Consider the following 18,775-nt stretch of genomic DNA (forward strand, 5'->3'; position numbering starts at 1 on the left):
GGTTTAGCGTATCGCTTCGGTGATGACCAAAAAACGGCTATGTAATTAACATAATGGACTTTAACAAAGTGAGTGACTTTTAGTTAAACCAGGGTCGATGGTAATAAAAGTATTGCAACCAGGGTAGAACTATTAAGTTTGATGCAGAGGTGGGCAGGGGGTTTTACAAGCGGGGAATTATGGAGTTCACTGCATGCACAAACTTGTGAAATAAACCGGAGCCAATTAATCAAGAAATCGGCCCCGGCTGCTTAGTTATTACTTCTGGACGACGGCTAGGCTTTCGGCGCCCAGACCTGGCACCATCCGTTTGACTCAACCGAATTCTGCGGGAACAGTGAGCAGCCATTGTTGGCTGCCTGAAAGAGCGCGCAATTGGCACAGTGCTCGCCCGCTGCATAAGCTGGGTGGCCGGCGGCTTCTTCAGCGACTGTAACGTAGTTCAGTGCCTTGGCTTGAGGGTTTGATGGGTCCAGTGGTGTAAGGGTCTGGGCGAAAGCCCGCTGGGTCAGAATACCCATACCAAGGGGTAAGGCAGCCATGCCGAGCAAGCTGTGACGCATGAATTTACGACGACTTTCGTTAATCATGATATTGCCTCAAGTTTATATATTGTTGATGTTGAATAAATTGATTTGTGTGATGAGCATTTACCCGATCGAGAATAGGGTCTGACAATTCAATGTTCAATATCCACAACATTAAGACATACAATATAGCGCAGGAAGTTAGAACTACTGATAATCAGAATGATTATTAAATAATAACTATTGCTATCTTCTGCGACTTCGCCTGCGTGTTTAACGGCAGGCAAACACGCAGCGTGATCAGGTTGTCCGAAAAAAGGGTTTAGATGAAAATTGCTTTGTTAATGCTCATGTGACCCGAGCCAGGCAGCGCAGAATAACGTTGAAGCCAAAGTGTGGCTGCTGGCGATAATGGCTTAACGGCGACTTGTGCGCACATCCAGGTAGTCGCGTTGAATTGCGGTTTCCAGGGCGTTGGCCGCGCTGACCAGCTCGTCATAGGTTTCCCTGAATGTCCGCAAGGTGGCTATTTGCTCGCTATCGGGCGCTTTGCCCTGGCAGGTTTTGGCCATATCGGTGAGGCAGCAGAGGTAGTTTTTACGTGCCTGTGCCACCATGGTCAGCATCGGATTGAGCGCCTCAAGGCTCAGTTCGGGTATGGCGGCATTAATGATGTTGCGGTTGATTTCTCGCCGTTGTTTTTCAAGCTCCAGCAGCAAGCGGTTGTTGTCGATAGCCATGGGTGTGTCCTGTGTGGTGAGGCGCTACTGACAGTCTAGCGGGTTTTGGTGGAGTTTTTATGGATAGGCAGGGGTTGTTGCGCCTGCCATTCAGCTCGCTGGCTTTTCGTGAGAGACTGACCACGTGGTAGATAACCCTGGCAGCCAATGCCCGCTGGCCATGGCCCAACCCGAGTCGGACCGGAGTGGCGCGAATGCAACGAGCGCCTGGCGTTGGCGTTGGGCAGGTAAAATGTCTGCCAGCAGATCAACATACTAATGAGTAAGGATACACATGATGTACGTGAAGGTTAGATGGTCAGCGTTACTGATGCTGGTTCTGCTGTTTGTCGTCGGCTGTGAAACAGCACCACCACGCCCCCAGGCTGCAACACCGCTTCCCCAGGCTGCGCCACCACAACAGCAGACACTACCAAGACAGAATCAGCAGAGCCCTGAGCATGTCGCGGCAGCCACGCGTTTTCTCAACAACATTGGCGTAGGCCAGGCATTGCTGGAAACCATGAAGTCTGACATGGAGCTGGAAGCGATAAATCAGCCGGGGCTGGCGGAGGTGGCTCAGCGCAGTCTGGCCAATGTGACGGCCGATGACTATGAGTTGATAGCGGCGCGTGTCTATGCGCGTCATGTTTCCATGGATGATTTGCTGGAGCTGGATCGTTTAACCCAGAAGCCTGAGATCAAGCAGTTTTTCGACATGGCTTTTTCCGCACAAAAAACGGGGATCCCCATGGATGAAGCAGAGTCCATGCGTCACTTCAATGCCGATGAGATCATAGAAATCATGAAGCTTTCCATGAGCGAGAGCTTTAATAACATGAACAAGATCAAACCGAAGATAGACCGTGATCTGGCTAGGGCGTTAGATGCATTTCATGAAGCGGCAATCCGCGACTATGTAAGCCAGTAGTAAGGCTTGAGCGTTTTGTTCGTTGGCTCAATGACGCGCAGGGACAGCTTGTGAGATATTTTTTCCTGTTTTTCATCATGTTGGTGGCCATCGCCATTAACGTTGCAATTTTCGATATGGGCCTTGGTGGTTACGTACTCTTCCTGACAGTCTGCTCTACTACCTTACTCATAGTCTCGCTCTTTTGCTTCTGGGCGGGTGGATATATTGATCGCTTCAGACAGGCAGGCTTGTTGGCCTGGGGCCATGCCATTTTGGTGCTTTCTTTGGGAACAAGTTTTTTTGGGCTTGGTTTTCACAGTCTTGTATCAGGGAGCTGTGGCTTTCTGATCAATGCTTCATCGGGAAAGCGTCTGATCAGTAAACTCGGAGCCTGGGCGGTCGAGTATGATCTTTGTCCATGGTTGGGTATGGGGCTGATGATTTTTGGGGTCTTTCTTGCGTGGCCTAGTCTTAAGTTGTGTATTAGCTTCACAGGTCAAAGGATGTCTTAAACGCCAGACTGAATCAGATTAAAAGGGAAAGCCTTCTGCTGCTTACTTCAGCCGTCGGAATGGCTCCGCGCTGTCAGCAGGCAAGCTTTGGAGATAAAAGCTGAAATGAAATGCTTTAACCACCGCGACAATGAGTCGGTTGGCATCTGCAAGAGTTGCAGCAAAGCCGTTTGTGCCGTTTGCGCAATCGATATGGGACGGGGCTTGTCCTGTTCTGCCGAGTGTACTCACGAGATTGACGAGCAGAACCAGATAATCGACAAGAGTAAACAGATCTATGCCATCGGCAGTAAACCAACCTTGATGCCAACGGGCCTGCTGATACATTTCTTTTTCGGTTTGGTCTTCACCGGCTTTGGTCTGTACCAGAGCATGGATTACGGCGAACCGCAGTGGTTTCTGCTGGTCATGGGGATCGGCTTTCTGGTTATCGGCTGCATTGGTTGGTACAAGAACCGAAAGCTGGATTTGAATTGCTGATGCTGCAGACACTGTGCGGGATGTGCGGGATATTCTGATCCGACAAGCTGGAGTTTCGGGCCTCCGGTTTGAAGGTTCTATCAGGTTGGCGCAACAGCAGCTCGGTGCCATGATTGCCACGATCAGGCTGTATTTTCCGCTTAGCAAAAGGGGGCGCATGAAATCTCTTTTCTTGATCTTGCTGGTTGGCTCGCTGGCTTATGCTTTCGGTGACTTCAAGTCGAGCGGCTTGATTGAAGGCTTTGCTTTTCCCTTTCTCTTTGCGTTATCGGTTGTGGCGCTGCTGGTCTGGGTTGGCATTCGTATCGGCCACAAAGGCAGATCGCGCGATGCAGGTTCCAGTGATGGGTGTGGTAGTGGCTTTTTTGGCGGTGATGGCGATGGTGGTGGCTGCGGAGGTGACTGATCTTCGGGTGCCGGCTTGATATGGGCTAGCGGATACGGAGGAACACCATGAGCTTGCTGGAGATAGCCGGCCTGTTTACGCTAATGGCCCTGTTGGCGCTGGTGCCCAGCAGCAGTGTCGCACTGGTTGTTGCGCGGTCGGCGACGGTCGGGTTCAAACATGGCGCGGCTGTCGCACTGGGTATTGTGATGGGGGATCTGGTATTCGTATTCCTGGCGATTTCCGGATTGGCAATGCTGGCTGATGTGATGGGCGGCTTTTTTCTGGTTTTGAAGTATCTCGCTGGACTTTACCTCATCTGGCTGGGGATAAGTCTTGTGCGGACCAGACGGTCAATCCGGATCCCGCTGGGCCGGGCCGCTACCAGTTTGCCGGCAAGCCTGCTGTCTGGCTTGCTCATTACCCTGGGCGATGTGAAAGCCATCTTCTTCTATGCCAGTCTGTTCCCCTTGTTTGTAGATCTGACGGCGCTTGGCGCTGCTGATCTGTTGATTATTGTGCTGGTCACCCTGGTGGCGGTGGGCGGTGTGAAACTGGCATATGCCTGCGCGGCCAGCAGGTTGATCCTGCTGGTCAGGGGGCGAAAGCCCGGGCGTGCAGTTGAGTTGGCGGCTGGAGGGCTGATGCTGGGCGCCGGGACATACCTGATGGTGAAGGCATGACGGGGTAGTGACAATCTTGGCTGATTGGGTGGATCCTCGTTGATTCAAGACTGCAGTTTTTTGCATGGAGCATTCAGATGGGCAAGCAGTACCAGACCATTTCAGACACCCTTAAAGGCTTTATCGAACGGCAGCGGCTGTTTTTTGTCGGTACCGCGGCTGATGATGGGCGGGTGAATGTGTCACCCAAGGGGATGGATTCGTTGCGGGTGCTCAATGCGGAGCGCGTCATCTGGTTGAACGTGACGGGCAGTGGCAATGAAACCGCCGCGCATGTTCAAGAGAATCCGCGCATGACGCTGATGTTCACGTCCTTTGAAGGTGACCCGATGATTCTTCGGGTGTTTGGCCAGGCCCGTGTTATCCATCGTGATGATCCGCAGTGGCCGGCGCTTTTTGCCCACTTCACGCCTTTGCCCGGTGCCAGGCAAATCTTTGATCTGGCTGTGGATCTGGTGCAAACCTCCTGCGGCATGTCGGTGCCTCTATATCAGTATGTGGCTGAGCGTGAGCTGCTGAACAACTGGGCAGTGAAAAAAGGGGAGGCCGGGATCCGTCAGTATTGGCAAGAGAAAAACCAGTTCACTATTGATGGCAAGCCCACCCACATTCTGAGTAAAGGTACCTGAGCAGAAAGCCCCGAGTGCGGCTAGTTAATGCATTAGCCCCGGTGGTCGGGCAGCGTCACCGGGTTTTCCGGTGTCTCCCTTTTTTGCTTGATGGGCCCTGTTGTTACAGCGGGGCACCCCGGGATAGCGACTCAAAATGACCATCCATCCCGCGTCCTCCTGTCGCGTCCAGCAACAACAAATAGTGTAAAAACGGGAGGCTAACCTTGTCTTTTGTTGATCACTGCGGCGTACTTGACTGCTGATCTCGCTGTTCACAGAGGAAATACCATGCACATCGATCTGTCTGGAAAAATCGCCATTGTTACCGGGTCCACTGAGGGCATCGGTTTTGCCATTGCTCAGGGTCTCGCCGCATCGGGTGCGACCGTGGTGCTGAATGGCCGCAAACAGGCGAGCGTAGACGCAGCGTTGAAAAAGCTGCGTAACCTATTGCCCGAGGCGCAGGTGCGCGGTGTTGCAGCGGACCTGAGCAAGCCTGAGGGTCTGACACAGTTGCAGTCTGCAGAACCGAAGGCCGATATTCTGGTGAATAACCTGGGTATCTTTGGGATGAAGGATTTTTTTGAGGCCTCTGACGAACTCTGGCAGGAATACTTTGACGTCAATGTGCTCTCGGGGGTGAGAGTATCTCGCGCCTATGTGCCGGCGATGGTCGATCAGGGCTGGGGGCGAGTGGTGTTTATCTCGTCTGAGTCTGGCCTGAACATCCCTGCCGACATGATTCATTACGGCTTTACCAAGTCAGCCAATCTGTCGGTTGCTCGTGGTCTGGCAAAACGGCTGGCCGGTACGGGTGTGACAGTCAATGCTGTGTTGCCCGGTCCGACCCTCTCCGAGGGGGTCGGCAAGATACTTCAGCCGATGGCCGATGCAAGTGGGTTGTCATTGCAGGAAGCGGGTGACCGGTTCGTTCAGGCCAAACGGCCTTCTTCGATTATCCAGCGCATTGCCAGTACCGACGAGGTCGCCAATATGGTGGTCTATGCCTGCTCGCCGCAAGCCTCGGCCACCACGGGCGCGGCCTTGAGGGTGGAAGGCGGCATTGTAGATACCATTGGGTGAGGTCATGACTGACGGTATGGCTGACATCCGAATTTCTGACGTCGGCCATGCTGTTAATGTGAGGGCAAATCAGTCTGCCTATGGCTGATGCAGGGGCAAGCCCTTCGGAGTGCGCCGAACTCCTCTCGTCCAATCAGGTTCTGGCGCCAGCGCCGCCATGCCCATGCCAGGCACGGCAGTAAAATCCTCGCTGAGATCAGGCTGTCAGCGGGCGCTGGCAGGCCAACAAGGTCTCTGCTACAGGGTCAGATACTCGGCGATCAGAAAGGCTTCACCGGGCCCTTCCTGTTTGCCGAAATAACTGACCGGCTCGCGGCTGTCGTCTTCGATATAGCCCACCTCACAATCAATGCCGTATTGCTTGGCCAGGCGGTTGAACAGGCTGACTGGAAAGTTCAGGTGAATGTTCTTGGTTATCGGCTGGGTGATGCCCAGTTGCCAGTCTTCACAGGCGTCGCTGTCGCAATCATTGATCAGGCTGACATGGTTGGCTGTGTTGGCCTCAACATAGGCCTGCAGGGCTGCCTGCAATTCCGGCAGGTTCTGCCTGAGTTTTTTCTCCCGCTTTTCTTCAAGGCGGTCGCAGGCGATCAAAAAATAGACAAGCATGAAGGTTACCCGTTTTGGTGACATGCATGGCCAGCCTGGAGAGAGGGTTTACCCTGCACCCTGTTCAGTCTGACCAGATGCCAATGAATCCGTTGCAGCAGTTTACCCTCTCGGCAAGCGATCACGGATTTTTCCTTCGTGCGTTGTCATTCCAGCGGCATGGTTTTTTGCGGCGTCGCAGATGTAATGCTCAGGTTTTTTGCCGATGCGCCGCCTAACTGGCAGAAGGGGGCGCGGTATCAGCCAAATTCGGATGCAGACCAGTGTCACGATACCCAGCGCCAGGGTAGATGCCGCATCCCACCAGCCATCGCCCAGGAGTGCGGCGATCAGTCCTGCAGCGGTCAGCAGTCCAAATACACTGGGCCATAACCAGATCTGCCGCACGCTGCTTTTATCAGGGGTGATCATGATTGCCCCTCTGTCAGTTGCCGGGACTGTTGGTCCGAGGTTTGGGATGGCGTGATTCGCTTGCGGCGCTTGGCAAACCACAGATACAGCCCGCTGCAGAGCACCACTATGGTGATGATATCCAGTAGCGCCCAGAGCATTTGCACGCCCCGCCCGCCGTAATCGCCAAAGTGCAGCGGTTGAGATATCTGCAATACCTTGAAGTACCAGGGCAGCTCGCGGCTGTCGGTGATCTCGGCGGTGCTGGCATCGACCAGAACAGGCTTGTACAGGCGCGAGGTCAGCGGCTCGTTGCCACGCATAAAGACGCCATAGTGGTGAGGGCTGGAGAAGCTGGTACCGGGGAAGGCGACGAACTGCACACGCATATCCGGCTCCCGTTCACGTGCCGCCTGAACCGCCGCCTCCAGTGAGCCAATTTGCTCCGGTACGGGCTTGTCAGCATAGGGTGCGACCATCTCGCTGAGCTGCGTGTCCTGCCAGTGGTCTACCAGCAAATCAGCCCAGGCGTTGATGACGCCGGTGCTGCCGACGACAAAGAACCAGACCAGCGTAACGATCCCCAGTACATTGTGCAGATCAAGCCACTTGATGCGCGGGGTGCGCTCGCGCCTTACCTCGCCAAAACGCAGTTTGCGCATGAAGGGTGCATACAGCACCGTGCCAGAGATCAGCGATATCAGCAGTAGAAAGCCCATGAAACCAAGAAACAGCATGCCGGGTAATCCGGCAAACAGGTCAATGTGCAGACTGTTGATGACATACATGAAGCCGCTTTCCAGCTGCGGCTCCACCAGGATTTCGCCGGTTCGGGCATCCACGGCCACCTGTTTGAGCCCTTCATGGGCGCGTGGCGTGGGCGACATGGTCAGATACCAGATGCGATCCTCGTCCTGCTCCATGGAGAGAAACATCCCGCCCAGATCCGGGTGCCGTTGCTTGGCGATGTCCAGCACGCGGTCCAGGCTGATGTGCGGGGTGTCAGCCGGCATCTCGGCCGGCTCAGCCTCGGTCCCCAGCAGATGGCCAATATCGTGGTGGAAAATCAATGGCAAGCCGGTCAGGCACAGCAGCAACATGAATACCGTGCAGACCAGGCTGGTCCAGGTATGCAGCCAGGACCAGATCTTCAATGAAGCGGTGCTCAACATCAGGCAAACCTGTGCATGTTCAGAAATCCAGCGTGGTCGATACGATGAAGGTGCGTGGGGCACCCAGAGTCAGGTAGCCCGCGCCAGGATACCCACCCGCCGAGGCCCAGTAGTTGCGATCGGTCACGTTCTCGACGCGGGCGCGCAGGGTGATCTGCTGCTCATCGCTGATAAAGGTGGTGTAGCGGGCGCCCAGATCAAAGCGGGTCCAGGACGGTAGTTTCTGGGTATTGGCCAGGTCGGCGTATTGTGAGCTGGTGTGGATCGCCCGGGTGTCGAGTGACAGGCCGTGTATTCCCGGTACCGCCCAGTCCAGGCCCAGATTGACCTGAGTGTCGGGTGAGCCGATAGCATCATTGTCGTCGACCTCGGCATCCAGCAAGCTGATCCCACCGAGTATCGACAGGCCTGCAACCGGCTGGCCGAAGGCGCTCAGCTCGAGGCCGCGGTTACGCTGATGATCGACTACCTTGTAGGTGTTGTTTTCCACGCCGCCAATCGGCTTGCGGCTCTGGAACAGGCCAATGCTGCCGCCGATCCGACCGCCGTCATACTTCAGACCCACCTCGCTCTGGCGCGTCTTGTAGGGTTCCAGTGCCTGGCCTTGGTTGTTCAGCGGGGGTTGACCGAATCCGGCATTGGCAACATCCCCTTTGACCAGGCCTTCGATGTAATTGGCGTAGGCGGATAACACCGGATTGATCTGATAGACCACTCCGGCAATGGGTGTGACTGCGCTTTCCGAGTAGTCGGCCGTTTCCACGCCTGAGCTGGCGTCGTAACTGTGGGTTTCGATGTGCTGGTGCCGAGCACCCAGGGTCAGTCGCAGCCTGTCATCGAGCAATGACAGGGTGTCGGCCAGGGCCAGGCTGCGGGTGCTGACTTCCTCGGTCACCAGCGGGTTATTGAAGTTGCCACCGATAAAGGCTGTGGTAGGGGGGGCAGTGACATCCGTCGGGGTATAGAGGTTGCTGCCAAAGCCGCTGAAATCCGAGAAACCAAAGGCGTTGCGTGACTCCGAGGAAAACACTGCAGCGGACAGGGTTATTGTGTGTCCGACAGAACCGGTCATAAAGCTGCCGCGCAGACCGGCCTCACCGGTTTTGATGTCGTCTTCACGCACATTGGCAAAGCGGTAGGCGGTGGTATCTCCGGCGGCGTTGATCACGGTGGGGTTGGCGAAGTTGCCGGACTCGTCGCCCTTGCGCAGGCCGCCGGCGATCCAGCCGGTGAGGTTGTCGCTAAAATCATATTCGGCGCGCAACGTGCCAAAGGTGTCCCGGGCGCTGGAGTATGACCAGGGTTGAGCAATGCTCTTGTCGGCATCGGGCGCGGATGGGATAGCCAGACCGGCGGCAATGGTGATGTTGGGTTGGGAGGCGTCCTGACGATGATATTGATGGCCTATATCCGCTGACAGGCGCAGATTGCCCTGGCGAAAATCGGCACCAATGGCCGCTACATCCAGTTCCGCGGACTCGCCATCCACAGCGGTATCGCCATCACGGCGCGCCAGGTTCAGACGCAGACCAAAGCGGTTATCCGCCGAGCGCCGTGCGAAATCGCCAGCGACGTAAGCTTGTCCGCCCGAGCGAATGCCCGCGGTAACCTGATTCAGCGCTTGATTGGGGGCACGCTTGGGCACGATATTGATCGCACCGCCCAATCCGCTGCCGCCTGGGGCGGCGCCATACAGGAAGGCGTTTGCGCCACGCAGTACTTCGACCCGCTCGACGTACTCGGTGCCCATGTACTGGCGGGGCAACAGGCCAAACAGGCCGTTATAGGAGATGTCGTCAGAGAAGATGGGCAGCCCGCGCACCAGATAGACCTGCTGGAAGTTGCCGAAACCGCGCGCTACGCGCACTGCGGGGTCGTTGATCAGCACTTCGCCAATGCTGGCGGCCTGCTGGTCTTCAATCAGCATCTCGGTATAGCTGGTCACGTTGAAGGGTGTTTCCATGTAATCTGCATTACCCAGAACACCGATGCGCGCGCCCGAGGCTACCTGGCCGCCGGCATAAGCTGCGGGAAGCCCCTTGGCGGATGCATCGGCACTGGCGCGGACAATGGTGGTCGGCAGTTCAAGGCTATCCGTTGGCTCATCCTGAGCAGCGGGCTGGGCAAGCGCCAGTGGCGGCAATGTGGCGAGGAGCAGGAAGAGGGCAGACGGCTTGAGATTATTGGACGACATGACAGGTAACTCTGATGGTAAATGGAAATCCGTGGAGCTTGGCGTGTTGTGCTATATGCAGATCTATAACGTAATGCGAACAGTTCGCATTCTACTTAACTATGCTATGCGCGCCTATCCCTTTTTGCTTTTTGTTTCGCTCGGCCTTGTTCACTCATCGGCTTTTGCGCAGTGTGATGCCGTCACTGAGCAAGCCGAAAACGCTGATGGCTCATCGTTGCAACTGCTGGTGCAGTATTGCGAAGAGGCGATTGAACGGGATATCCGAGTCAGTTACCGCGCCATCGCTGACGCCCCTTACACGCTCATCTTTGCGCTGGTTCAGGATGCCGAGGAAGCGCCCATGGGTGGTGCCGCGCTGCGCGATCTGGACGGCGATGGTCTGCATGAGCTTGAAACCCGAGGCATGTGTGGGGCAGGACCCAATTGCGAAGGCGCGATTTACCGTCTAACGCCCGAGCGGGATGCCCTGTTTGAGTTCTTTGCCAGTGGTTACGCGGATCTGATTATGGTTGATGAGTTTCTGGTCGAGTCCGGTCGAGCCAGTTGCTGTTCCTGGGAGTATCGCGTCTATCTCCCGCGTTCCAGCAGTGAGCCGGTTCAGGCATCGGACTTTGTCTACGCGATGGCAGTGGGCATAAACGTCGGGTCCGATACCGATAACGATGTAACCTGCACCTTTACTGACAGCCAGCACCGTGTTGTCGTGCCGAGCAACCCCAACTTGCTGGCGCTGTGCAGCCACTATGGGCCGGACTATATTCTGGCTAGGCCCGAGCCCACGACCTTATGACGCTGAACAGTGCAGGCACTGACAGGTGAAGGTTATTGATCTGGAAACCGGAAAGGGCGTCGAGATAATGGATGCGCTCAAGGCCGATGGCTGGAAAATCAGCGCGGAGTACAGCTGTCTGGCCTTTGACAAGGGCATCGACTTTGACAGTTATACCTTTGCAAGGGACAACGCCAGGCTGGTGTTTGAATGGACCAACTGGTTTGAGTGGGAAATCACCGGAACCCGTGCGGCGGTCGAAGCGCTCGCCAGGATCCATGGACTGAAGACCGACGGGGTGTGAGTTACTAATCGGTAATCGGCTCAGCCCTCTGCATTAACCCAACCCGACAGCGCTAACCGACAAAGACCTCGTCGCCAACCTGCAGAAGGCCCTCGCCTTCAATGGCGGCATAGATCCCCAGATTCTGATCGGCTTCACGCACAATGCTGCGCAGAATGCCGGTGTCCTGCTGCAGCTGGGCCTGTGCTCGGGTTACCGCGCCGCAACGGGGTGCGGTGCCACTGGCATGAATGCGGATATCGCCGAGGATGATCTGCTTGCCAACCCAGCGCTGTTCTACCAGACCCTGCATGCCTGGCAGGGTATCTATCACCAGATTCGGGCGAAAGCGTTCCACATGCCAATCGGCTGCGCTGTTGATCTGCTGCATGTGCTGCAGGCTGGCGCTGGTCAGCAGGTGCAAGGGCGATACCAGAAAGAAAGTGCCGGGCACCGATACATACTCCTGCATCACCTCTGGCAGGTTATCCAGATCCGGCAGGGGTTCGCCGGGTTCACGAGCAAAGGTTGCTTTCAATTCATTCAGCCAGCTTTGGTCGTCAGTTTTATGGCGACGATAAAAGGCCGGATCGTCGGCGAAGGGCCGCAGGGGCTGTAATGCACTGGCATGGCCAAGGATGCTGGAAATCTGCTGATGCACCTGTGGATCGTCACTGGTCAGTACCTCGCCATCCGGAAAGTGAATATCCAGCCTGCCGCTCAGGTTACCCTGGCTATCCAATTGCTGACGCGCACGGCAGCGCAGCAAATCAGGACGAAATTTGCAGCTCTGGATTTCAGCGCGCTTCAGGTCCTGTACTGCCCAGGTACGATCACCCAGCAGACCGCTGGCACTCAGATAGCAGGCTTCAAGCGACTCACCGGCCATGCCTTTGACCGGATAGCGCCAGATTGACTGAATGGTTCCTACTTTTTGCATGAGGTATGCGCCGTGTTGACGAGCTGTTTTTGTCATTCTAGAGCCGGTGTTGCACGGGTACATACGCCATATGACGTAGCAGGGCATGGTGACGGACTGGATCATGGCAGCGGCAGAATGTCTGTCATGCGTGATAGTCTCGATTGCCCGGGATTTTATCCTCACGGGTTGTTGTCTATGGTTTGCTCGGCCGTCTAGCCTGTACCAGGCGAATAAAAACCATGTAATGGATGCTGCGGTTTTGATAGCGCAGTCCATGATCCTGCAGAAGGTGCCAGTCCTTGATCCACAACAGACGTTTACGATGGAGCCTTTGTGTTCCTTTCCTGCTGATGCTTGGCTGTGCCCAGCAACAGCAACAGCAACAGCAACAGCCCGCGAGTGCCGCCAGTAGCGAGAATCCGGCAGAGATATTCAGGATCAGTTACTCGGTTGGCCCCTGCAATGGCCAGTGCCCGGTTTATCAGGTTGCGGTGGAAGCGGATGGGTCGACCTACTTCAATGGCGATCTCTACACCCAGGTTGAGGGTCAACGGCGGCTGAGCAACCAAGCGCTGGTCTTTCAACGGGTTCAGTCCCGGTTGGCTGCATTGCAGCCGGTCATGGGCGCGACCAGCATGACGGTCGATTGTGAGCCGCGTGCCACGGATCTGCCGCTCTACACCGTGGTCTGGACCAGCGAGCAGTTTGAAAAGGCAGCACTGGAGCATGACACCGGTTGTCATTCCGCGCAGGGTCGCGTGGTCACCGATACGCTGAAAAGCCTGGATGCGCTGTTGGGTGTGGATGAGCTGGTCGGCTCAGGGCTGTGAAGAAGCCGGGTTCAGGGGCGAGACACCCGGTTTAGCTCTTGGCTTTTCCGGGCAGAGAGCTTAGCAGTGCGCAGAAGGCCTGCTCGCTGACAGCTGGACTGAAGAAGTAACCCTGATAGGTATGACAATCCTGCTGCTGCAGGAAAGCAAGTTGCTCGATGGTCTCCACCCCTTCGGCTATCAGTTCCAGCTTCAGGCTGCGGGCCATGGCGATGATGGCACGGACAATCTCAGCATCGTTGCTGTCGTGAGTGCAGTCGTTGATAAAGGATTGATCGATTTTCAGCAGATCGACGGGCAGGCGTTTGAGGTAGCTGAGCGATGAATAGCCGGTACCAAAGTCATCGATGGCAAAACGTATGCCCATATCGCGCAGCTCATGCATTTTTTCCACGGTGTCATTGATGTTGTGGATCACCATGCTTTCGGTGATCTCCAGTTTCAGGCACTGGGTCGGGATCTGCTGCTCGGCAATGGCAGCAGCCACCCGGGCAACAAAGTCAGCCTGACGGAATTGCAGGGGGCTGATGTTGATGCTGAGACTGAACTGGTCGGCATCGATCAGATCCTTGCTCAGCATGCGGGCAATAAAACCGCAGGCTTCACGCAGTATCCAGTGACCGGCGTCGAGGATCATGCCGCTCTCTTCGAGCACGTGCATAAAGGTGGCGGGCCCAATCAGGCCCTGCACCGGGTGCTGCCAGCGCAGCAAGGCTTCGCCGCCGATGATGCGCTGGGCCTGCGCGTCGATCTGTGGCTGGTAATGCAGATGGAACGCCTGCTCAAGCAGCGCCTGCCGCAGCTCGGCTTCCAGGTGCAGGCGCTGGCTGACCACTACCTGCATTTCCGGTTCAAAGAACGCGATATTGTTGCGACCGCTGGCTTTGACCCCGTACAGGGCGGTATCTGCGTGTTTGAGCAGGTCTTCAGGGGTGTTGCCATGCTCGGACGATAGCGCAATGCCAATGCTGCAGCTGAGTTGTAAACCGTGACCTTCAATTTGCATCGGAGCGGAAACCGCTTCCAGCAATTCGGCAGCGTGCAGGCGTGCATGCTCGGCAATCTGGGTGCTGTCGCCAGCCAGGCCGGTGAGCAGGATGACAAATTCGTCGCCGCCCAGGCGAGCGACCGTATCGGCTTTACGCACGCGTTCTCGCAGGCGGCGACTGACTTCCTGAAGCACGGCATCCCCGCAGCTGTGGCCCAGCGAGTCGTTGATACGCTTGAAATGGTCCAGGTCAAAAAACAGCAGTGCGCAGCCCAGGCCATGACGTTCGCCGAGAGCCAGATGCTGTTGCAGGCGGTCCTGCAACAGTAAGCGGTTGGGCAGGTCAGTCAAGGCGTCGTGATAAGCCTGGTGCTTGATCCGCGCTTCGATGTTTTTTTGCTCGGTAACATCCTTGAAGCAGGAGAGGGTGCAGCGATCGCCGCCAATCATGATGAAGTTGCTGGATACTTCGCAGTTCAGTACGCGCCCGTCCTTGGCTATGAAGTCGATGGGTTCGTTGCGCAGGCAGCGCTCGCGCATCAGCTTGTCGATGATCGCCGGACGTTTTTCCGGATAACGCCAGAGCCCGAAGTCCATGGCGGTTTTACCTATGACATCCTTGGGTTGGTAGCCAAATACTTCCGTAAAACGGCGGTTGATATCGGCAATCTGCGCACTGCGTTTCTCAAACAGGACGTAGGGCTCTGGCGAATCGATAAACAGGGCTGAGAACTTGGCTTCGCTTTGCTTCAACGTCAGCTCGGCGGCGGTCCGCTCTGACATGTCGTGGGCCATGGACAGGCGGCAGGCCTGGCCATTGATATCAATAAACTCCACGTAGACCAGGCAGGGCTTGATCTGGCCATCGTGGCACTTGAAGGCGGTTTCGCATTGCTGGATACGGCCGGACCGGGCAAATCGATCGAGAAATGCCTGACGTTGCTGTGGGCTGCTCCAAAACGGAAGGTCGGCGGAATGGCGATTGATGATCTGAGCCCCATCCCAGCCAAACAGGTGCTCGAAGGCGGGATTGACGGCCAGTACCTGATCGTCTGCTATGCGGGTGAGCATGCAGGCAATAGGCAACCTGCGAAACAGAACGAGAAAACCATCGTCTTGTGTTTCGCGGCGACTCATCAGCATGTCCACCGAATTAAGTGGGTGGCTACGGCATGGGTTGACATGTATTTTGCTCTTTTTTTTTCAAAGTAGCTCTTTGCTATTACAGATACAAGTGTTTGCCTGCGGACGAATGCCAAACTCACTGGAACGGGTGATGCATGGCGTCATGCCGGTACTGTTAAACGGATCACTTATGTTTCTCTGGTGCGTATCAGGCCTGCGCTGATAGTCTTTGCCGCTGGCTGGGGCTGTTTACCCGGCTCCCTCTGATGGGAGCGGGCCCGAGGGAAAAGAGATGGTTGAACTGAATCCGAGCATACCCGAGACACGGATAGCCCTGAGCAAAGGTAAAATTCTGCTGTTGACTCTGCTGGGGTGTGGTTTTGTCGCCCTGGGTGTGTGGATGGTCTCCATGGATGCGCAAACCATTGCTGCTCAGCGCCGCTTCAATATGCCGTGGTTGGTCTATGGTATTGGCTTGCTGGCAATCGGATTCTTTGGCCTCTGTACGCTGATCGGAATTAAAAAGCTGGTCGACAGCAAACCCGGACTGATCCTGGGCCAGTCAGGCTTTGCTGATAACAGCAGTGGTGTGTCCTCAGGTTTTGTGCCCTGGTCAGCGGTGCTCGATATCCGCGAGACGTCGATACACGGGCAACGTCTTGTACTGGTGATGATGCACAAGCCGGAGAATTTCATTGCGCCGGACACAGGCTTGAAACGTATGGCGCAACGGGCCAATCTGAAAATGTGCGGCACACCCGTTAGTCTGTCCGCCAATGGCTTGAAGGTGAGCCATGCCGAGTTACTGGCATTGCTCAAGGCCTACCATGCCAAGAGTCAGGTGGACTTCAGGTAGCGTCTGGCTCAGTCTGACTGGCCCAGTATCAGTTGCCATTCAGCCGCCGACACCGGCATGACCGATAACCGACTGCCCTTTTGCACCAGTGGCAGGTTCTCCAGTCCCTGCTTTGTGCGCAACTGATCAAGTGGAATCAATTCTGGCAGGCGTGCCACGAATTGCATGTCCACGGCTTGCCAGCGCGGCCTGTCCGGATTGCTTTTGGGGTCATGGTAGGCGGACGCAGGATCGAACTGGGTCGGGTCGGGGTAAGCGCAGCGGGCCACTCGAATGATTCCGGCTATGCCGATGTGCTTGCAGCTGGAATGATAAAGCAGGACTGAATCGCCTTCTGCCATCTGCATCAGAAAATTCCTGGCCTGGTAATTACGCACGCCGTCCCAGCGGATGGGTTTGCCCGGGTTGGCGGCAAAATCCTCGATACCGCATTCGTCAGGTTCGCTTTTTACCAGCCAGTAGGCCATGCCGGAGTCTCTTGAAATGGATAGCGTTGCCAGTTTCAGGTGGCGAGCCTGGTATGTCATCAACAAAATGGCTCCCAAAGGTATTTCAGGCACCAATGGTAGTGTATGTAATACTGAAATGGCATTAAGGTTTAATATCCAAAAGACATTACGTAAAGGGAGCGGTAAGAGACATGGATGCACGCCGGCGCAACGATGAGCCACGCTCGCAGTTCTGGTTGATGAGCATGCGTTGTTGCGTGATGGCCGGCAGCGTGGATGTTGCGTTCTTCTTTATATTCCACTATCTGGGTTCGCCGATTCTGGCCTGGATCAACGTGGTCAGTGTGGCCATGTATGCCACGGCATACGTGGCACTGACCAGGCGCAGGAACCGTCTGGCCGTTTTGCTGATCTGGATTGAAGTCATAGTTCATGCCGCGCTGGGTACACTGTTGATCGGTTGGGACAGCGGCTTTCACTACTATTTGTTCATGTTTATCCCCGCCCTGTTTGCCGGTACCCGCTCCCTGCGCTGGGCCGCGCTATCCGTGTTTTGCCTCTGGCTGTTCTATGTTGTCCTGGATGTCAGCATGCGTTACATGGAACCTGTTCAGCCAATTCCGGAGGGGGCATTGCTGGGGGTGCACCTGTTCAATCTGACCGTTGTGTTTGCCATGTTCAGTTATCTGTCGGTCTATTACATGACCACGGTCAAGCAGGCGCACAAGGTATTGGGTCGCATGGCGATGACTGACCCTTTGACCCGTCTGTTCAACCGGCGGCACATGATTGAGCGTGCTGATCAGGACATTCTCGCCGAGGATTCACAGGCTTCTGCAGTTGCCTTCCTATTAATGGATGTGGATCACTTCAAGCAATTCAATGACCGCTTTGGCCATGATCTGGGGGATCGTATTCTGTGCGAGATCAGTCAGGTCATCAGCGATGCCCTGCGCGAGCAGGATTACGTCGGCCGCTGGGGTGGCGAGGAGTTTCTCGCGGTGCTACCCGCCACGGACGGCAATCAGGCATTTCTGATTGCCGAACGAATACGCCAGGCCGTGGCCGAGCACAACTGGTCACAGTATGGGCAGGGATTGGCAGTAACCCTGAGTATTGGTGTTAGCCAGCACCTGCCGGGTGAAGCGCTCAGCAGTAGCATTGCGCGGGCTGACGCTGCGCTCTATGCGAGCAAGGAGGGGGGGCGTAATCGGGTGGAAATGGCCACACATCCGCAGGTCGATGTGCTTTCGATTAGCTAAGCTTTGGTGCTGTCTCAAGGAGCGTTGCATGAATTGGATCGTTGTGGTTGTGGTGCTGGTGGTTTTGCTGGTGCTGCCGGTGATGCTGGCAGCCCGTTTGGTCGGGGCGCAAAAGACCAGTTTCTCTTCCGCCCTGCTGGCGGTGGTGGTGCTGATCGCGGTCTTCATGCTGCTGGAGCAGATGGTTCTGGGCGATTTTGTCACGTTGCTTGTGTCTGCGCTGGTGGGTGCCGGGGTATTTGCCCTGGTACTGGGTACCACGCTACTGAAGGGCTTCCTAATCAGCGTGCTGGCGGTGGCCTTCCAGTTTGTATTGACGCTGCTATTGGGCTTTATCGGTCTGGGTTTGTTTCAGTAGGCGATTTCGCGGCAATCTCGCGCAGTGCGCTGACCAAGGTGTCAGGCTCCTGTGCGCCGGAAATCAGGAATTGCTGGTTAATGATGAAGGCCGGTACCGAGTTGATCCCGGCTTGCTGATAATGCCTCTCTTCTGCCCGCACTTGCTCGCTGAACTGGTCTGAGCCCAGCACGGCAGAGGCCTCTTCGGCACTCAGCCCGGCAGCCGTTGCACAGTCGGTCAAGACCCGGTGATCGGTGATATCGGCTGCTGCGCCAAAATAGGCATCGAACAAGGCCATTTTCATGGCGCTTTGCCGGTCGAATTGGGCGGCCCATTTAACCAGCCGATGGCCGTCAAAGGTGTTGCGCGTCATGCGCTCCTGCATGCGGGAGAAGTTCAGACCCAACTCGCTGGCAATCCGCATCATGTCATTTTGCGCAGCAATGATGGCGTCGGCCGGGCGGCCGTATTTGCGCGACAGCGCCTCGGTGATCGGCAGTGGTGGTGCATCCGGATCGGGATTCAGTTCAAAGGCGCGCCAACTCACAGTGATTTGCATTTCACCATTCAATTGCATCATGGCCTGCTGCAGTCTGGCGAAGCCAATGGCGCACCAGGGGCAGGCGATGTCGGAAACGATGTCGATATGCAAGGCAGGCATTGAAGGCTC

At 55.9% G+C, this 18,775-nt stretch carries 23 protein-coding genes; 12 read left to right on the top strand and 11 right to left on the bottom strand.

Annotated features, from left to right (window positions below):
- Positions 1–275: 275 nt before the first annotated feature.
- Complete coding sequence (locus tag AC27HQ_RS15665; protein WP_487157140.1) at positions 276–590, bottom strand: high-potential iron-sulfur protein; 315 nt, start codon at positions 588–590, stop codon at positions 276–278.
- 353 nt (positions 591–943) lie between these two features.
- Positions 944–1,267, bottom strand: coding sequence for a hypothetical protein (locus AC27HQ_RS15670; RefSeq protein ID WP_487157141.1), 324 nt, complete (start codon positions 1,265–1,267; stop codon positions 944–946).
- A gap of 274 nt (positions 1,268–1,541) precedes the next feature.
- Here AC27HQ_RS15670 and AC27HQ_RS15675 point away from each other — a divergent pair, with 274 nt between their 5' ends.
- Together AC27HQ_RS15675 and AC27HQ_RS15680 are read left to right on the top strand one after the other, a co-directional pair.
- Entirely contained in the window at positions 1,542–2,177 is a 636-nt protein-coding gene (locus tag AC27HQ_RS15675; protein WP_487157142.1) for a hypothetical protein, read from the top strand.
- A gap of 50 nt (positions 2,178–2,227) precedes the next feature.
- On the top strand, positions 2,228–2,671 hold the full coding sequence (locus AC27HQ_RS15680; protein ID WP_487157143.1) for a hypothetical protein: 444 nt from the start codon (positions 2,228–2,230) through the stop codon (positions 2,669–2,671).
- Positions 2,672–2,713: 42 nt separating this feature from the next.
- Here AC27HQ_RS15680 and AC27HQ_RS15685 read toward each other — a convergent pair whose 3' ends face one another.
- Entirely contained in the window at positions 2,714–3,310 is a 597-nt protein-coding gene (locus AC27HQ_RS15685; protein ID WP_487157144.1) for a hypothetical protein, read from the bottom strand.
- Between AC27HQ_RS15685 and AC27HQ_RS15690 the strand changes: the two genes are divergently transcribed.
- The 4 genes from AC27HQ_RS15690 (at position 3,309) to AC27HQ_RS15705 (ending at position 5,913) form a co-directional block, all read left to right on the top strand.
- Positions 3,309–3,557 (top strand): hypothetical protein, encoded by a 249-nt coding sequence (locus tag AC27HQ_RS15690; RefSeq protein ID WP_487157145.1) that lies wholly within the window; start codon positions 3,309–3,311, stop codon positions 3,555–3,557. The two genes, AC27HQ_RS15685 and AC27HQ_RS15690, sit on opposite strands and share 2 nt — an antisense overlap.
- A 47-nt stretch (positions 3,558–3,604) precedes the next feature.
- A complete protein-coding gene (locus AC27HQ_RS15695) occupies positions 3,605–4,219 on the top strand; it encodes a LysE family translocator (protein ID WP_487157146.1) in 615 nt (204 codons plus the stop codon).
- Positions 4,220–4,296: 77 nt separating this feature from the next.
- Positions 4,297–4,848, top strand: a complete 552-nt coding sequence (locus tag AC27HQ_RS15700) for a pyridoxamine 5'-phosphate oxidase family protein (RefSeq protein WP_487157147.1) — start codon at positions 4,297–4,299, stop codon at positions 4,846–4,848.
- A 270-nt stretch (positions 4,849–5,118) separates the two neighbouring features.
- The gene (locus AC27HQ_RS15705; protein WP_487157148.1) at positions 5,119–5,913 is read left to right on the top strand and encodes an SDR family NAD(P)-dependent oxidoreductase; all 795 of its coding nucleotides are present in this window, start codon (positions 5,119–5,121) and stop codon (positions 5,911–5,913) included.
- Positions 5,914–6,150: 237 nt separating this feature from the next.
- Here AC27HQ_RS15705 and AC27HQ_RS15710 read toward each other — a convergent pair whose 3' ends face one another.
- From AC27HQ_RS15710 to AC27HQ_RS15725, 4 genes are all read right to left on the bottom strand, one after another.
- Positions 6,151–6,522 (bottom strand): hypothetical protein, encoded by a 372-nt coding sequence (locus AC27HQ_RS15710; protein ID WP_487157149.1) that lies wholly within the window; start codon positions 6,520–6,522, stop codon positions 6,151–6,153.
- A 102-nt stretch (positions 6,523–6,624) separates the two neighbouring features.
- Positions 6,625–6,933 (bottom strand): hypothetical protein, encoded by a 309-nt coding sequence (locus AC27HQ_RS15715; RefSeq protein WP_487157150.1) that lies wholly within the window; start codon positions 6,931–6,933, stop codon positions 6,625–6,627.
- Entirely contained in the window at positions 6,930–8,081 is a 1,152-nt protein-coding gene (locus tag AC27HQ_RS15720) for a PepSY-associated TM helix domain-containing protein (protein ID WP_487157201.1), read from the bottom strand. Before AC27HQ_RS15720 ends, AC27HQ_RS15715 begins: the two co-directional genes overlap by 4 nt.
- Before the next feature lie 22 nt (positions 8,082–8,103).
- Positions 8,104–10,278, bottom strand: coding sequence for a TonB-dependent receptor (locus AC27HQ_RS15725; RefSeq protein ID WP_487157151.1), 2,175 nt, complete (start codon positions 10,276–10,278; stop codon positions 8,104–8,106).
- Here AC27HQ_RS15725 and AC27HQ_RS15730 point away from each other — a divergent pair.
- The gene (locus AC27HQ_RS15730) at positions 10,277–11,071 is read left to right on the top strand and encodes a hypothetical protein (protein WP_487157152.1); all 795 of its coding nucleotides are present in this window, start codon (positions 10,277–10,279) and stop codon (positions 11,069–11,071) included. The two genes, AC27HQ_RS15725 and AC27HQ_RS15730, sit on opposite strands and share 2 nt — an antisense overlap.
- Before the next feature lie 25 nt (positions 11,072–11,096).
- The gene (locus AC27HQ_RS15735; RefSeq protein ID WP_487157153.1) at positions 11,097–11,354 is read left to right on the top strand and encodes a hypothetical protein; all 258 of its coding nucleotides are present in this window, start codon (positions 11,097–11,099) and stop codon (positions 11,352–11,354) included.
- A gap of 52 nt (positions 11,355–11,406) precedes the next feature.
- Here the strand turns inward: AC27HQ_RS15735 and AC27HQ_RS15740 are convergent, their stop codons facing one another.
- Positions 11,407–12,273 carry an MOSC domain-containing protein gene (locus tag AC27HQ_RS15740; protein ID WP_487157154.1) on the bottom strand — a complete coding sequence of 289 codons (867 nt, stop codon included), beginning with the start codon at positions 12,271–12,273 and terminating at the stop codon, positions 11,407–11,409.
- Between the two features lie 281 nt (positions 12,274–12,554).
- Here AC27HQ_RS15740 and AC27HQ_RS15745 point away from each other — a divergent pair, with 281 nt between their 5' ends.
- Entirely contained in the window at positions 12,555–13,085 is a 531-nt protein-coding gene (locus tag AC27HQ_RS15745) for a DUF6438 domain-containing protein (protein ID WP_487157155.1), read from the top strand.
- A gap of 31 nt (positions 13,086–13,116) precedes the next feature.
- On the opposite strand, the gene AC27HQ_RS15750 is transcribed toward AC27HQ_RS15745, so the two are convergent.
- Positions 13,117–15,210: a putative bifunctional diguanylate cyclase/phosphodiesterase gene (locus tag AC27HQ_RS15750; protein ID WP_487157156.1), complete on the bottom strand. Its 2,094-nt coding sequence runs from the start codon at positions 15,208–15,210 to the stop codon at positions 13,117–13,119.
- 280 nt (positions 15,211–15,490) lie between these two features.
- Between AC27HQ_RS15750 and AC27HQ_RS15755 the strand changes: the two genes are divergently transcribed.
- On the top strand, positions 15,491–16,054 hold the full coding sequence (locus tag AC27HQ_RS15755) for an STM3941 family protein (RefSeq protein WP_487157157.1): 564 nt from the start codon (positions 15,491–15,493) through the stop codon (positions 16,052–16,054).
- Between the two features lie 8 nt (positions 16,055–16,062).
- On the opposite strand, the gene AC27HQ_RS15760 is transcribed toward AC27HQ_RS15755, so the two are convergent.
- Positions 16,063–16,521, bottom strand: a complete 459-nt coding sequence (locus AC27HQ_RS15760; protein ID WP_487157202.1) for an EVE domain-containing protein — start codon at positions 16,519–16,521, stop codon at positions 16,063–16,065.
- Between the two features lie 173 nt (positions 16,522–16,694).
- Here AC27HQ_RS15760 and AC27HQ_RS15765 point away from each other — a divergent pair, with 173 nt between their 5' ends.
- Both AC27HQ_RS15765 and AC27HQ_RS15770 read left to right on the top strand, forming a co-directional pair.
- Positions 16,695–17,765, top strand: coding sequence for a GGDEF domain-containing protein (locus AC27HQ_RS15765; RefSeq protein ID WP_487157158.1), 1,071 nt, complete (start codon positions 16,695–16,697; stop codon positions 17,763–17,765).
- A gap of 28 nt (positions 17,766–17,793) precedes the next feature.
- Complete coding sequence (locus AC27HQ_RS15770; RefSeq protein ID WP_487157159.1) at positions 17,794–18,123, top strand: hypothetical protein; 330 nt, start codon at positions 17,794–17,796, stop codon at positions 18,121–18,123.
- Here AC27HQ_RS15770 and AC27HQ_RS15775 read toward each other — a convergent pair.
- A complete protein-coding gene (locus AC27HQ_RS15775) occupies positions 18,098–18,766 on the bottom strand; it encodes a DsbA family oxidoreductase (protein ID WP_487157160.1) in 669 nt (222 codons plus the stop codon). The two genes, AC27HQ_RS15770 and AC27HQ_RS15775, sit on opposite strands and share 26 nt — an antisense overlap.
- Between the last annotated feature and the right edge of the window lie 9 nt (positions 18,767–18,775).

It is taken from the genome of Halopseudomonas sp. 4NH20-0008 (genome assembly GCF_057548395.1).

What these genes read in the sequence shown, in the direction of transcription:
- AC27HQ_RS15665 (WP_487157140.1), bottom strand. Translation starts at nt 590, where the DNA reads ATGATTAACGAAAGTCGTCGTAAATTCATGCGTCACAGCTTGCTCGGC.
- AC27HQ_RS15670 (WP_487157141.1), bottom strand. Translation starts at nt 1,267, where the DNA reads ATGGCTATCGACAACAACCGCTTGCTGCTGGAGCTTGAAAAACAACGG.
- AC27HQ_RS15675 (WP_487157142.1), top strand. Translation starts at nt 1,542, where the DNA reads ATGATGTACGTGAAGGTTAGATGGTCAGCGTTACTGATGCTGGTTCTG.
- AC27HQ_RS15690 (WP_487157145.1), top strand. Translation starts at nt 3,309, where the DNA reads ATGAAATCTCTTTTCTTGATCTTGCTGGTTGGCTCGCTGGCTTATGCT.
- AC27HQ_RS15685 (WP_487157144.1), bottom strand. Translation starts at nt 3,310, where the DNA reads ATGCGCCCCCTTTTGCTAAGCGGAAAATACAGCCTGATCGTGGCAATC.
- AC27HQ_RS15695 (WP_487157146.1), top strand. Translation starts at nt 3,605, where the DNA reads ATGAGCTTGCTGGAGATAGCCGGCCTGTTTACGCTAATGGCCCTGTTG.
- AC27HQ_RS15700 (WP_487157147.1), top strand. Translation starts at nt 4,297, where the DNA reads ATGGGCAAGCAGTACCAGACCATTTCAGACACCCTTAAAGGCTTTATC.
- AC27HQ_RS15705 (WP_487157148.1), top strand. Translation starts at nt 5,119, where the DNA reads ATGCACATCGATCTGTCTGGAAAAATCGCCATTGTTACCGGGTCCACT.
- AC27HQ_RS15710 (WP_487157149.1), bottom strand. Translation starts at nt 6,522, where the DNA reads ATGCTTGTCTATTTTTTGATCGCCTGCGACCGCCTTGAAGAAAAGCGG.
- AC27HQ_RS15715 (WP_487157150.1), bottom strand. Translation starts at nt 6,933, where the DNA reads ATGATCACCCCTGATAAAAGCAGCGTGCGGCAGATCTGGTTATGGCCC.
- AC27HQ_RS15730 (WP_487157152.1), top strand. Translation starts at nt 10,277, where the DNA reads ATGACAGGTAACTCTGATGGTAAATGGAAATCCGTGGAGCTTGGCGTG.
- AC27HQ_RS15725 (WP_487157151.1), bottom strand. Translation starts at nt 10,278, where the DNA reads ATGTCGTCCAATAATCTCAAGCCGTCTGCCCTCTTCCTGCTCCTCGCC.
- AC27HQ_RS15740 (WP_487157154.1), bottom strand. Translation starts at nt 12,273, where the DNA reads ATGCAAAAAGTAGGAACCATTCAGTCAATCTGGCGCTATCCGGTCAAA.
- AC27HQ_RS15750 (WP_487157156.1), bottom strand. Translation starts at nt 15,210, where the DNA reads ATGAGTCGCCGCGAAACACAAGACGATGGTTTTCTCGTTCTGTTTCGC.
- AC27HQ_RS15755 (WP_487157157.1), top strand. Translation starts at nt 15,491, where the DNA reads ATGGTTGAACTGAATCCGAGCATACCCGAGACACGGATAGCCCTGAGC.
- AC27HQ_RS15760 (WP_487157202.1), bottom strand. Translation starts at nt 16,521, where the DNA reads ATGGCCTACTGGCTGGTAAAAAGCGAACCTGACGAATGCGGTATCGAG.
- AC27HQ_RS15765 (WP_487157158.1), top strand. Translation starts at nt 16,695, where the DNA reads ATGGATGCACGCCGGCGCAACGATGAGCCACGCTCGCAGTTCTGGTTG.
- AC27HQ_RS15770 (WP_487157159.1), top strand. Translation starts at nt 17,794, where the DNA reads ATGAATTGGATCGTTGTGGTTGTGGTGCTGGTGGTTTTGCTGGTGCTG.
- AC27HQ_RS15775 (WP_487157160.1), bottom strand. Translation starts at nt 18,766, where the DNA reads ATGCCTGCCTTGCATATCGACATCGTTTCCGACATCGCCTGCCCCTGG.